The following is a 12,438-nucleotide window of genomic DNA, read 5'->3' as shown; positions in this document are numbered from 1 at the left end:
CGCGGGCGCGGCCCGCCCCGGGTCCGCCCGCAACCGGGCCTCGGCCCGGCGCCGCCGGATCGCGCTGGGCGCGGCCGGGGCGGCGCTGGCCGCGGCGATAGGCGCAGGCGCCTGGTACGCCACCACCACGGACGACCCCCCGGCCCGCACCCCCGAAACCACGGCCCCGCCGACGCCCTGACCACCACGACGGCGGGAGAGTGCGGGCGCCGGGGCCGGGCGGGCAAAGCCGGGTGGTCACGGGTGGGCGGGCCCCCGCCAGGCGGAGGGGACACTTGCCGCAGCCGTTACGCTGGTGTCGTGGCAGTCGTCGACGTATCCGAAGAGCTCAAGTCCCTCTCCTCGACCATGGAGTCGATCGAGGCCGTCCTGGACCTCGACAAGCTGAGGGCAGACATCGCCGTGCTCGAGGAGCAGGCGGCAGCGCCGTCACTCTGGGACGACCCGGAAGAGGCGCAGAAGATCACCAGCAAGCTGAGCCACCTCCAGGCGGAGGTGCGGAAGGCCGAGGCCCTGCGCGGGCGCATCGACGATCTGGGCGTGCTGTTCGAGATGGCCGAGGAGGAGGACGACCCCGACACGCGCGCGGAGGCGGAGTCCGAGCTGACGGCCGTCAAGAAGGCGCTGGACGAGATGGAGGTGCGCACGCTGCTCTCCGGGGAGTACGACGCCCGTGAGGCCGTGGTCACCGTCCGCGCGGAGGCCGGCGGCGTGGACGCCTCGGACTTCGCCGAGAAGCTCCAGCGGATGTACCTGCGCTGGGCGGAGCGCCACGGCTACAAGACGGAGCTGTACGAGACGTCGTACGCGGAGGAGGCGGGCATCAAGTCCACCACCTTCGCCGTCCACGCCCCGTACGCGTACGGCACGCTCTCCGTGGAGCAGGGCACGCACCGCCTGGTCCGCATCTCCCCGTTCGACAACCAGGGCCGCCGCCAGACGTCCTTCGCGGGCGTCGAGGTGCTGCCGGTGGTCGAGCAGACCGACCACGTCGAGATCGACGAGTCCGAGCTGCGCGTGGACGTGTACCGCTCGTCGGGCCCCGGCGGGCAGGGCGTCAACACCACGGACTCCGCGGTCCGCCTGACGCACATCCCGACCGGCATCGTCGTCTCCTGTCAGAACGAGCGCTCGCAGATCCAGAACAAGGCGACCGCGATGAACGTCCTCCAGGCGAAGCTCCTCGAGCGCCGCCGCCAGGAGGAGCGAGCCAAGATGGACGCGCTCAAGGGCGACGGCGGCAACTCCTGGGGCAACCAGATGCGCTCGTACGTCCTGCACCCGTACCAGATGGTCAAGGACCTGCGTACGGAGTGCGAGGTCGGCAACCCGGAAGCGGTGTTCAACGGCGAGATCGACGGTTTCCTGGAGGCCGGAATTCGCTGGCGCAAGCAGCAGGAGAAGTAATTTCGGCGCTTTGTCGACACGGCGGTACCACGTGGGGCCGCCGTCGCGACGTGTGGAACTCCCGGCAACCGCGGCCCTTCGGGGCCGCGGTTGCCGTGCTGTAGGGGCCAGTTGTGGGTGCCCCGCGCGTTTTACGTCACAGTCGTATGTCCGCTCGACGGTCAACTGAGCGCATAACGGGCATCGCGCGCGCAACGTCCTTGACGGTGTTCTGGAAACTGGAAAGGCTAGCGGGCGGCATGCGTATCGCTGGGGTGTGTGTGATCCGGGGGGCCGTGGAGCCGCCCCGTGATCCCGGGCCCCGGGCGCTGCCTCACTGACGTTTTCAGCTACTGGGGGTAGCAGCCTGATGACCAAGAAGACGCGGATCCGCATCGCGCGGATAGCCGCCGGCGCAGTGATCGCCGCAGGGGCGTCGCTGACCGCCGCGGGCGCCGCCTCGGCCCTGGACGTCGGCGTCGACCTGGGCGGCACGGGCGCGAGCGCCTCCGCCGACGACAACGGCATCGGGGTCGACGTGGACCTCCCGGGTGACGACGACGACCCGCCGGAGCCCACGAACCCGCCGGAGCCGACGGACGAGCCCACGGAGCCGACCGACCCGCCGGGGCCCACGGACCCGCCGCTCCCCACGGAGCCGCCGCAGCCGACGGAGCCGACCGACCCGCCGGAGCCCACGAACCCGCAGCCGACGAACCCGCCCTCCGGCGACCCGACCGAGCCGGGTGACGGCGGCACGGGCGGCGGTGGTACCGGTGGCGGCAACGGCGGCAACGGTGGTGGCGGCAACGGCGGCGGCACCGGTGGCGGCAACGGTGGTGGCGGCAGCGTCACCGGCGGCAACGGCGCCGACCCCGCGGGCGGCGGCTCCGACGTCGTCGAGCAGGGCCGGGGCAAGGACAGCCTGACCGACACGGGCACCGCCCCGCAGCAGGTCGACCGGGTCGCCGACCGGGGCCAGGGCAAGAACGACGGCGAGCTCGCCGAGACCGGTGCCACCGAGGTGACCTTCCTGGTCATCGGTGCCGCGACGATGATCGCGGGCGGCATCGGCTTCCGCTTCCTGCCGCGGCTGGTCGGCAACCGCGGCGCCGCCGCGTAACCCTCCCGGGGGTAAAAAAGCGGGAAAGGGCCCGGAGCCATGCGCTCCGGGCCCTTTTCGACGCTCTGGTTTCGACGCTCGTGGTTTCGAGGCTCTGGTCGACGATCCGGCGGGGGAAGCCTTCGACGCTCCGGCGGCGTGCCTGCCGCTGTCGGCGGACGGGCGCGGTCCCGGAGCCCCGGGGCCGGCGCTACGCGGTCTGGTGCGCCAGCAGGGCCATCGCCGCGATCAGGACGACGAGCAGCCCTATCAGCGTCGCGGGGCTGAGGCCGCCGAAGGAGCCCTCCTGCTGCTGCATCCGCTCCCGGCTGGCCCGGCACACGGGGCAGCGGCCCTCGCTCACAGGCGCCGCGCAGTTCGCGCACACCAACCTGTCAAAGGTCATGCGCTTCTCCTCCCGCACAGTCTCAGCCTGCCCAACGCTTCAGGGACGCCAACCGTTCCCCCTACCACTGTGCCAGCTTCCGCGGATTTCGGCGCGGCCCCCTCCGTTCCGCCGGGAGGGGCCCGCTTTTGACCGGGCGCTCCCCCTCCTGGCCGCGCTCATGGCGACAAAACGCGCAACTCAGGACGCCGACTGCGCTCCCGGACCCGGTTCGCGTATGGTCACGCTCACCTACCCCCGGCTACCCGTGGTGCATCCGTGATCCGATTCGACAATGTCTCCAAGGCCTATCCGAAGCAGAACCGTCCCGCGCTCCGCGACGTGTCGCTGGAGATCGAGAAGGGCGAGTTCGTCTTCCTGGTGGGGTCATCCGGCTCCGGAAAGTCCACCTTCCTGCGGCTGATCCTCCGCGAGGAGCGCACCAGCCACGGCCAGGTGCACGTCCTGGGCAAGGACCTCGCCCGGCTGTCCAACTGGAAGGTGCCGCACATGCGCCGCCAGCTCGGCACCGTCTTCCAGGACTTCCGCCTCCTGCCGAACAAGACCGTCGCCGAGAACGTGGCCTTCGCCCAGGAGGTCATCGGCAAGTCCCGCGGCGAGATCCGCAAGTCCGTGCCCCAGGTGCTCGACCTCGTCGGCCTCGGCGGCAAGGAGGGCAGGATGCCGGGCGAGCTCTCCGGCGGTGAGCAGCAGCGCGTCGCGATCGCCCGGGCCTTCGTGAACCGGCCGAAGCTCCTGATCGCCGACGAGCCGACGGGCAACCTCGACCCGCAGACCTCCGTCGGCATCATGAAGCTGCTCGACCGCATCAACCGCACCGGCACCACCGTCGTGATGGCGACCCACGACCAGCAGATCGTGGACCAGATGCGCAAGCGCGTCATCGAGCTGGAGAAGGGCCGCCTCGTCCGGGACCAGTCCCGCGGCGTCTACGGCTACCAGCACTGACCCGTCCACCCGGCGGTGCCGTCGGTACCGACGACACCGCCGGTACCGACGACCCGCCTGCCGGAACCCTCCGTTCCACCTGATCCACCGAAAGGCCGCCATGCGCGCCCAGTTCGTCCTGTCGGAGATCGGCGTCGGTCTCCGCCGCAACCTCACGATGACCTTCGCCGTCATCGTCTCCGTGGCCCTCTCGCTCGCCCTGTTCGGCGGCTCGCTGCTCATGCGCGACCAGGTGAGCACCATGAAGGGCTACTGGTACGACAAGGTCAACGTCTCGATCTTCCTGTGCAACAAGGCGGACGCCGAGCAGGACCCCAAGTGCGCCAAGGGCGCCGTCACCAACGAGCAGAAGGAGCAGATCCTCGCCGACCTCAAGAAGATGTCGGTCGTGGACACCGTCCAGCACGAGACGGCGGACCAGGCGTACAAGCACTACAAGGAGCAGTTCGGCGACTCCCCGCTGTCCAGCTCGCTGACGCCGGACCAGATGCAGGAGTCGTTCCGCATCAAGCTGAAGGACCCCGAGAAGTACCAGGTGGTCGCGACCGCCTTCTCCGGGCGGGACGGCGTGCAGTCCGTGGAGGACCAGAAGGGCGTCCTGGACAACCTCTTCGAGCTGCTCAACGGCATGAACAAGGCCGCGCTCGCGGTGATGGCGCTGATGCTGGTCGTCGCCCTGATGCTGATCGTCAACACGGTACGCGTCTCCGCGTTCAGCCGTCGCCGGGAGACCGGGATCATGCGCCTGGTGGGCGCCTCCAGCCTCTACATCCAGATGCCGTTCATCCTGGAGGCCGCCGTCTCCGGGCTCATCGGCGGCGCCCTCGCCTGCGGCTTCCTGCTGCTCGGCCGGTACTTCATCATCGACCACGGCCTGGAGCTCTCCGAGAAGCTCACGCTGATCAACTTCATCGGCTGGGACTCCGTGTTCGCCGTGCTGCCGCTGGTCCTCGTGATCGGCCTGCTGATGCCCGCCCTTGCCGCTTTCCTCGCGCTGCGCAAGTACCTGAAGGTGTGAGCGGCCCGGCGGTACGCGGTGGCGCTGATGTGAGGAGTGCCTCGGGCGCCGTGACGGTCAACCTTCCGTGCGGCGCCCGTGGTTGTCCTAGACTCACCGACATGTCAGGCCCCGATTGGCTCACCGCGCCCCGCCGCATCCGCCGCGGCGCGGCCCTGACATTGGTGTTCGCGAGCGTCCTCGCGGCCGGCGCGGCCACCGGCTCCTGGAGCGAGGACGACGAGGAAGGCCGGAACGCCGTCCCCTCCGCCCGCTCCGTCGTCTCCCTGCGCGACGACGGCCACGACCGCGGCTCCGCCGGTGACGCGGCGGACGCGGCCGCCGAGGCCATGGCCGACGGCAAGTCCGGCGCCGAGGCCGCGGAGGCCGCCGAGGAGGTCGTCAGCCGCAGCGGCGACCGCTGGGCGTCGGTGTACTCGCAAGGCGAGTTCGAGGAGTTCGAGCAGGCCCTGGACGGCGCCTACACGGGCGTCGGCCTGTGGGCCCGGCGCGCGGCCGACGGCCGTATCGAGGTGGCGAAGGTACGCCGGGACGGCCCCGCCGCCCGCGCCGGCGTCCGCCGGGGCGACCGGCTCGCCACGGTCGACGGCCGCGAGGTCAAGGGCCGCCCCGTCACGGACGTCGTGGCCCTGCTGCGCGGCGACCGCGAGGGCACCCCGGTGGCGCTCGGCCTGGAGCGCGGCACGCGCGCGTGGAGCACGACCGTGCGCCGTGAGCGCCTGTCGGCAAACTCCGTGACGGTCACCCGGCTCTCCGGGGGCGCCGTGAAGATCAGGGTGGACGCGTTCACGAAGGGCTCCGGCGAGGCCGTGCGCGCGGCCGTGCGGCAGGCTCCCCGGGGCGCCGGCGTCCTCCTGGACCTGCGGGGCAACGCGGGCGGCCTGGTCTCCGAGGCCGCCACCGCCGCCTCCGCGCTGCTCGACGGCGGCCTGGTGGCGACGTACGACGACCGCGGGCGGCAGCGCGCGCTGCACGCCCGGCCCGGCGGCGACACGGCGAGACCCGTGGTCGCGCTCGTCGACGGCGGCACGATGAGCGCGGCCGAGCTGCTCACCGGGGCCCTCCAGGACCGCGGCCGCGCGGTCGTCGTGGGCTCCAGGACGTTCGGCAAGGGCTCGGTGCAGATGCCGAGCGAGCTGCCCGACGGCTCCGTCGCCGAGCTGACCGTCGGGCACTACCGCACCCCCTCGGGCCGTGCGGTCGACGGCCGGGGCATCACCCCGGACCTGGAGGTCGAGAACGGCGCCCAGGAGCGGGCCGAGACAGTATTGACTGGCCTCGGACCCCCCTCGTAGTGCGAAAATGGCCGCACTATGGCTAAGGAAAAGGTGAAGCGCAAGGCCGCGAAGGCCGAGGCCAAGGGCAAGTCCTCCGGCCCCCGGATGATCGCGCAGAACAAGAAGGCGCGGCACGACTACCACATTCTGGACACGTACGAGTGCGGCGTGGCCCTGATGGGCACGGAGGTCAAGTCCCTCCGGCTCGGCCGGGCCTCCCTGGTGGACGGCTTCGTGCAGATCGACGGCCGCGAGGCCTGGCTGCACAACGTCCACATCCCGGAGTACGTGCAGGGCACGTGGACCAACCACTCCGCCACCCGCAAGCGCAAGCTGCTGCTGCACCGCGCGGAGATCGACAAGCTGGAGTCGAAGTCCCAGGAGACCGGGCACACGATCGTGCCGGTCGCGCTGTACTTCAAGGACAGCCGCGTCAAGGTCGAGATCGCCCTCGCCAAGGGCAAGAAGGAGTACGACAAGCGGCAGACGCTGCGGGAGAAGCAGGACATGCGGGAGACGAACCGCGCGGTCGCCGCGGTCAGGCGCCGCCAGGGCATCGCCTGAGCGGGCTCAGGGCCCCGGCGGAATAGGCTGGCACCGTCCCACGTTGGTCACGTACGATGGACCACGTCCCGCACAGCCGGGACGGACACCCTCTCCGGAGGGCCCTCCTCGGAGGGGATTGAAAAAACAACATGGGGATGATCGGTTTCGACAGCGGATGTCGAAGCAGGGGAAGCGTGTCGAGGAAGCGGCAATGATCTCGTTAACCATATGTCGCAACCAATAATCGCCAACACCAAGCGCGATTCCTTCGCCCTCGCTGCCTAAGTAGCGACTGCGCGAAGTGTCAGCCCGGGGCTGTTCCCGACCCGGATCCTGGCATCAGCTAGGGAACTAAACTTCTAGGCCCGGTCACGGGGCCTGGGAGGAAATCAAACAGTGACTGAGCCCGTCGGAGACTTGTCCACGAGATCTCCGGGGCTGAGAAAAGCGCAGTGGACTGCACACGGAGAAGCCCTGATTCTGCACCGTTGGACGCGGGTTCGATTCCCGCCATCTCCACGAAGACGACAGGCGACATGTGCCCGCGGACAGCGCGGGCCACGTCGCCTTCGTCATGTCTGCGCGGCTTCGCCGCGCACGGCGGGGGCTCCGCCACCCGCACCCCCGACAGCGCGGCTTCGGTGCTGCCTACTGTCGCGCCCGACCGGCATCCAGGATCCTCCAGGTTCATGAGTAGACCCGTGAGCCGCGTCAACACCCGTATGCGCCACTGGATCTGGCCCGCCGTCCTCGGCGTCGCCGCCGCCTCGCTGACGTTCGGAGCCCCGGCCGGGGCCGACGCCGAGCGCAGTGGGCTCCCCGAAGCCATCGACACCATCCTCGGCGATCCCCGCATGGAGGGCGGCGTCGCCAGTGTCGTCGTCGCCGACGCCGAGACCGGTGACGTCCTCTACCGGCACCGGCCCACCGGGCGGCTGATGCCCGCGTCCAACACCAAGATGCTCACCTCGGCCGCCGCCCTGGAGTTCCTCGGCCCCGACCACCGGTTCACCACCGACGTGCTCGCCGACGGCAAGCGGCAGGGCTCCGTGCTCAAGGGCGACCTGTACCTGCGCGGCACCGGCGACCCGACGACCCTCGCCAAGGACTACGACGCGCTGGCGGCGAAGGTCGCCGCGGCCGGCGTCCGGCGGGTCACGGGGCGGCTCGTCGCCGACGACACCCGGTTCGACGACCGGCGCGTCGGCGACACCTGGGGCGCCGACGACGAGTCGTCGTACTACGCGGCGCAGATCTCCGCGCTCAGCCTCGCCCCCGACACGGACTACGACACGGGCACCGTCGTCGTCGCGGTGACGCCCGGCGCCGCGCCCGGCGACAGGCCGCGGGTCTCCCTCACCCCGCGGACCGACTACGTGGACATCGACCTGCGCGCCACCACGGGCGCCGCGGGCAGCGCGAACACCCTCGCCGTCGAGCGGCGGCACGGGAAGAACACCATCACCGTCAGCGGCTCCGTCCCGGCCGGGGCGGCGGCCGCCAAGGAGTGGGTCACCGTCTGGGAGCCGACCCGGTACGCGGCCGCGGTCTTCCGGGACGCCCTCGCCGCGCACGGCGTGAAGGTCGGCGGGCCGACGAAAGCGGGCGTGGCCACCCCGAAGGGGGCGCGTGAGCTGGCCTCGCACGCCTCCATGCCGCTCAGGGACCTGCTGCTCCCCTTCATGAAGCTGTCCAACAACATGCACGCCGAGCACCTGACGAAGGCCATGGGCCACAAGGCGACCGGACGGCCGGGCAGTTGGGGCGACGGGCTCGCGGCGATCGGCGGCTACCTGAAGACCGCGGGCGTCGACCCGGGCAGGCTGCGCCAGGCCGACGGCTCCGGGCTCTCGCGCAAGAACAACGTCCCCGCCGTCCAGCTCGTCGAGCTGCTGCGCTCGGCGAAGGGCGAGCCCTGGTTCGCCGACTGGTACCGGTCGCTGCCGGTGGCGTGCGAGCCGGACAAGCTCGTCGGCGGCACGCTGCGCTCGCGCATGTGCGGGACGCCCGCCGCCCGCAACGTCCGCGCCAAGACCGGGACGCTGACCGGCGCGTCCGCCCTCTCCGGCTACGTGACCGACGCGGGTGGACGCGAACTGGTCTTCAGCGTCGTCCTGAACAACCACCTGGTGCCCTCGGTCAAGGCCCTGGAGGACGCGATCGTCGTCACCCTCGCAACGTCCGACGAGGACGGGGCGGTCCTGGTGGAGCCGCGCGCCCGGCGCGCCGGCGAGCGGGACGGCGGCGACCTCGAGTGCTCGTGGGTCAAGCCCGCCCGCTGCTGACGGCGTCCTGGGAGGCGCCCCGCTTCCGGGTGCCCTGCCTCGTGGCGTCCCCGCCCGCCAGGGTCAGCAGCAGCGCGCAGCACGCGGCGGCCACCGGCACCGCGTAACCGGTGGCGGCGCCCAGGTGCTCCACGGTCCAGCCGCCCGTCGCCGCGCCGCAGGCGATGCCCCCGAGGAGGCCGGTCACGGCGAGGGTCATGCCCTCGTTCGCCTGTCCCTCGGGGGTGAGCCGCTGGACCAGCGTCATGCTGGTCACCATCGCCGGGGCGGTCGCCATGCCCGCGCACAGCAGCGCCCCGGCGAGCACCACGAGCGAACCGGTGGCGGCGGTGGCGAGCAGCGGCAGCCCCGTCAGGGCCGCCATCGCCGCCGCGCACAGCACCCGGCGGCGGTGCAGCGGCCCGCGCGGGCGTACGGCGCCGAAGACGAGCCCCGCCGCGCACGACCCCGCCGCCTGGAGGGCGAGGACCGCGCCCGCCGCCGCCTTGTGGCCGCGCTCGTCGGCGTAGGCGATCGTGACGACCTCCATGGCGCCGAAGACGGCGCCGGTCGCGAGGAAGACGACGAGCAGGGCGGGCATCCCCCGCGCGCGGAGCGGCGACCGGGCCTTCGCGGCGGTGCCCGAACGCCCCTGGGGCGGCGGTTCCGTCGCGCGCTGGGCGGCGAACAGCAGGACACCGGTCAGCAGCAGGACGGCGCCGGCCAGGGTGCCCGCCTCCGGGAAGAACGTCCCGCACAGGAAGGCCGCGAGCACCGGGCCGAGCATGAAGCACAGCTCGTCGGCCGCCTGCTCGAAGGAGTTCGCGGTGTGCACCGCGCGCACGTCGCCCTTCAGGAGGTGGGCCCAGCGGGCTCGTGACATGCCACCGGTGTTCGGCACGGTGGCCGTCGCGGCGTACGAGGCGAACAGGGTCCAGTCCGGCGCCCCGTACCGCACGCACAGCAGCAGCGAGAGCGAGCCGAGCACGGCGATGACGGTCGCGGGCACCGCGACGCGCGCCTGCCCGTGCCGGTCGACGAGCCGCGCCGTCCAGGGCGCGACCACGGCGGTGGCCGCGAGACCGGTGGCGGTGACGGCCCCCGCGAGGGCGTACGAGCCCCGGGACCCGGCGATCATCGTCACGGCGCTCACGCTGAACATGCCCATGGGCAGCCGCGCGACGAGGTTCCCTGCGGTGAAGGCGACGGCTCCGGGGACGGCGAAGAGACGGGCGTACGGGTTGCGGCGGGGGCGCGCGCCCACGGCGGACGCGCCGCCGGGGGCGGGGTCCGCGGGAGCGGACGACGGGGCGGACGGGGCAGGTATGACGGGGGAGTCGGAGGGTGCTTGCGGCATGGCTCCAGCCTCATGGCCGCCCCCGGGAGCGGTCCAACACCTGTCAGGAAGCGATTCACGCACTGGCGTTGTAAATTCCCCGGATGGTCACTCCACCGTCCGCGGTCACTCCACCGTCCGGGGGTACTCCACAGCCCGGGGGTACTCCACCGCCCGGGACGCCCCGCGATGTCGCCCCACGGCTGCTGCGCGCCTTCGTCGCCGTCGCCGAGGAACGGCACTTCACCCGGGCCGCCGCCCGCCTGTACGTCGCCCAGCAGGCGCTCAGCCGTGATGTGCGGCGCCTGGAACGGGAGTTGGGGGCCGATCTGTTCGTGCGCTCGACGCGGCACGTCGCGCTGACGGCCGACGGCGAGCGGCTGCTGCCGTACGCCCGGCGGGTCCTGGAGGCGCAGGAGGAACTGGCGGCGGCCTTCGCGCGCGGGAGCGCGGTGAGCCGCCCCCTGCTGGTCGACCTCAACACCCCGGGGCTCGCCCTCGGGCGCGTCCTGGAGCGGGCCCGCCGGGTCGCCCCGCACTGCGAGCTGATGGCCCGCTTCGAGAGCGGCCTGACGGGCGCGGCGGCCGAGATCGTCGCCGGGCGGCTCGACGCCTCCTTCGGCCGCTACGCGGGGCTGCCCGAGGGCCTGCGCGCCGCGCTCGCCCAGCAGCCGGTGCGGTACGAGCCGATGGCGGTGCTGCTCCCGGACGGGCATCCGCTGGCGGCCCTGGACGAGGTGCCGCTGGGGCGGCTCGCGGGCGAGCGGGTGTACGCGGGCGCGGGCAACGACCGCACCCTGGAGTGGACCGACCTGGCCCGGCGGCTGTTCGCGGGCCGGGGCATCGAGGTCGCGCCGCCCGCCCCGATGGCCGTCGGGCCCGAGGAGTCCGCGCGGATCATGGCCAAGCACCGGCACCCGGTCCTCGCCGTCGTCGACTTCCCCGGGCTGCCCGGCGCGGTGCTGCGGCCGCTCGTCGACCCGGTCCCGCTGGCACCGGTGTCGCTGGTGTGGCGGCGCGGCGCGAGCCACCCCGGCCTCGACGCGCTGCGGCGCGCGGCGGCCGAGGTCGCGGCGGCCGAAGGATGGCTGAACCGGCCGGCGGACGGGTGGCTTTCGGACACCGATGCACTCATCATGATGAGCCGCGCCTGACGAAAACACGGCCGCCACCGGCGTGCGCTACGTTCGAGGCCCGGGTGCGGTGCGGTAAAAGGGGCGCTCGGTCCGGGAGGGGGCCCGGTCCGGACGGCGGTGCCCGGGGCGTCGTACGCGCACCCGCATCGGTCCCTTGGGGGTTGCGCGTGCGCGGCGAGGAATGGCGGGAACACACCGGTCCGGACAGGCCGACGGACGTGCCCGACAGCGCCGTGCCGCCGGGGGGCCCGCCGGAGCGCCTTCGGTACGCCCCCGGGACGGACACGGCGGAGACGACGGACACGGCGGAGACGGCGGAGGGCCTGCCCGGCCCGCGCCCCGCTCCGGCGGTTCACGCGTACGACCCGCACGACGCCACGGTGCGACTCGACGACCTGGGCCGCCTCGCGGCGGGCGGGCCCGCGGGGACCCTGGGCGACACCCGCGTCATGGACGGCGTTCCGGACCCCTCCGCCGCCTCCGCCACCTCCCCCACGGCCGACGGGCCCGGGGGCCGCGGCCGACCGGTGGCCGGGGACAGGCCCCCCGGCCACCGCCGACCGGGGTCCGGTGGCGGCTCGCGGCGTCGGAGGTGGCCGGTGTCCCGCGTCCGGCTCCGCCCGTGGAGGCGCCCGGTGTCCGGCGACGCGTCCGGGAGCCGCGGCCGGCGGTACCGCCGCGTCGCCGTGCTGGTCGGCCTCGCCTGCGCCGGGTGCGCGGCGGCGGTCGTCGCCACGCTCACCACCGGCACCGGTGGCGCGCCCTGGCCGCCGGTGCCGGAGCCCCGGACCGAGAAGCCCGCGAGCACGGTGGACGCCCCGGACGTCTCGGCGCGGCCGGTCAGTTCGCCCCGCTCCGTCAGCGTGCCCGGTACGGAGCCCTCGCCCCGGCCGCCCCGGACGACGGGCGGGCCGGCGCCGGACCCGGCCGCCGTGCCGTCGGGCGGGCCGGGTGCCGCCGCGCCCACCACCCACCGCGCCGAGGACGGCGCGCCGGACAGCCCGTCCGCCCCGGTGCCG

The 12,438-nt window shown here is 73.1% G+C and carries 10 protein-coding genes, 1 other RNA gene and 2 pseudogenes; 11 read left to right on the top strand and 2 right to left on the bottom strand.

The genetic code is table 11. From position 1 onward, the window contains the following. From QK440_RS39505 to QK440_RS39495, 3 genes and pseudogenes are all read left to right on the top strand, one after another. A pseudogene (locus tag QK440_RS39505) lies at nt 1-181 on the top strand (serine/threonine protein kinase); the annotation flags it as partial. Nucleotides 182-300: 119 nt separating this feature from the next. Then, nucleotides 301-1,407 (top strand): peptide chain release factor 2, encoded by a 1,107-nt coding sequence (prfB, locus tag QK440_RS39500; RefSeq protein ID WP_282798096.1) that lies wholly within the window; start codon nt 301-303, stop codon nt 1,405-1,407. Between the two features lie 349 nt (nt 1,408-1,756). Beyond that, nucleotides 1,757-2,509: a hypothetical protein gene (locus QK440_RS39495; RefSeq protein WP_282798095.1), complete on the top strand. Its 753-nt coding sequence runs from the start codon at nt 1,757-1,759 to the stop codon at nt 2,507-2,509. A gap of 190 nt (nt 2,510-2,699) precedes the next feature. Here the strand turns inward: QK440_RS39495 and QK440_RS39490 are convergent, their stop codons facing one another. Continuing rightward, complete coding sequence (locus QK440_RS39490; RefSeq protein ID WP_282798094.1) at nt 2,700-2,894, bottom strand: hypothetical protein; 195 nt, start codon at nt 2,892-2,894, stop codon at nt 2,700-2,702. Nucleotides 2,895-3,152: 258 nt separating this feature from the next. Here QK440_RS39490 and ftsE point away from each other — a divergent pair, with 258 nt between their 5' ends. The 6 genes from ftsE (at nt 3,153) to dacB (ending at nt 8,968) form a co-directional block, all read left to right on the top strand. Further along, entirely contained in the window at nt 3,153-3,842 is a 690-nt protein-coding gene (gene ftsE / locus QK440_RS39485) for a cell division ATP-binding protein FtsE (protein ID WP_282798093.1), read from the top strand. Nucleotides 3,843-3,942: 100 nt separating this feature from the next. After that, nucleotides 3,943-4,860 carry a permease-like cell division protein FtsX gene (ftsX, locus tag QK440_RS39480; RefSeq protein ID WP_282798092.1) on the top strand — a complete coding sequence of 306 codons (918 nt, stop codon included), beginning with the start codon at nt 3,943-3,945 and terminating at the stop codon, nt 4,858-4,860. A gap of 101 nt (nt 4,861-4,961) precedes the next feature. Further along, nucleotides 4,962-6,155 carry a S41 family peptidase gene (locus QK440_RS39475; protein WP_282798091.1) on the top strand — a complete coding sequence of 398 codons (1,194 nt, stop codon included), beginning with the start codon at nt 4,962-4,964 and terminating at the stop codon, nt 6,153-6,155. Nucleotides 6,156-6,173: 18 nt separating this feature from the next. Continuing rightward, nucleotides 6,174-6,701, top strand: a complete 528-nt coding sequence (gene smpB / locus QK440_RS39470) for an SsrA-binding protein SmpB (RefSeq protein ID WP_282798090.1) — start codon at nt 6,174-6,176, stop codon at nt 6,699-6,701. A gap of 133 nt (nt 6,702-6,834) precedes the next feature. Continuing rightward, nucleotides 6,835-7,205: a transfer-messenger RNA gene (gene ssrA, locus QK440_RS39465) on the top strand. A gap of 167 nt (nt 7,206-7,372) precedes the next feature. Further along, complete coding sequence (gene dacB, locus QK440_RS39460) at nt 7,373-8,968, top strand: D-alanyl-D-alanine carboxypeptidase/D-alanyl-D-alanine-endopeptidase (protein ID WP_282798089.1); 1,596 nt, start codon at nt 7,373-7,375, stop codon at nt 8,966-8,968. Here the strand turns inward: dacB and QK440_RS39455 are convergent. Further along, nucleotides 8,949-10,304 carry an MFS transporter gene (locus QK440_RS39455; RefSeq protein WP_282798088.1) on the bottom strand — a complete coding sequence of 452 codons (1,356 nt, stop codon included), beginning with the start codon at nt 10,302-10,304 and terminating at the stop codon, nt 8,949-8,951. The two genes, dacB and QK440_RS39455, sit on opposite strands and share 20 nt — an antisense overlap. Nucleotides 10,305-10,387: 83 nt before the next feature. Here QK440_RS39455 and QK440_RS39450 point away from each other — a divergent pair, with 83 nt between their 5' ends. Both QK440_RS39450 and QK440_RS39445 read left to right on the top strand, forming a co-directional pair. Continuing rightward, complete coding sequence (locus tag QK440_RS39450) at nt 10,388-11,437, top strand: LysR family transcriptional regulator (protein ID WP_282798087.1); 1,050 nt, start codon at nt 10,388-10,390, stop codon at nt 11,435-11,437. Between the two features lie 200 nt (nt 11,438-11,637). Further along, nucleotides 11,638-12,438 (top strand): annotated as a pseudogene (locus tag QK440_RS39445) (hypothetical protein); the annotation flags it as partial.

Source organism: Streptomyces sp. CC224B, assembly GCF_030010595.1.
Lineage (GTDB): Bacteria > Actinomycetota > Actinomycetes > Streptomycetales > Streptomycetaceae > Streptomyces > Streptomyces longispororuber.
This window is presented reverse-complemented; position numbering and strand designations above follow the sequence as displayed.

Coding starts and splice junctions, on each gene's coding strand:
- QK440_RS39495 (WP_282798095.1), top strand. CDS start 1,757: ATGACCAAGAAGACGCGGATCCGCATCGCGCGGATAGCCGCCGGCGCA.
- ftsX (WP_282798092.1), top strand. CDS start 3,943: ATGCGCGCCCAGTTCGTCCTGTCGGAGATCGGCGTCGGTCTCCGCCGC.
- QK440_RS39490 (WP_282798094.1), bottom strand. CDS start 2,894: ATGACCTTTGACAGGTTGGTGTGCGCGAACTGCGCGGCGCCTGTGAGC.
- dacB (WP_282798089.1), top strand. CDS start 7,373: ATGAGTAGACCCGTGAGCCGCGTCAACACCCGTATGCGCCACTGGATC.
- QK440_RS39450 (WP_282798087.1), top strand. CDS start 10,388: ATGGTCACTCCACCGTCCGCGGTCACTCCACCGTCCGGGGGTACTCCA.
- QK440_RS39475 (WP_282798091.1), top strand. CDS start 4,962: ATGTCAGGCCCCGATTGGCTCACCGCGCCCCGCCGCATCCGCCGCGGC.
- smpB (WP_282798090.1), top strand. CDS start 6,174: ATGGCTAAGGAAAAGGTGAAGCGCAAGGCCGCGAAGGCCGAGGCCAAG.
- QK440_RS39455 (WP_282798088.1), bottom strand. CDS start 10,304: ATGCCGCAAGCACCCTCCGACTCCCCCGTCATACCTGCCCCGTCCGCC.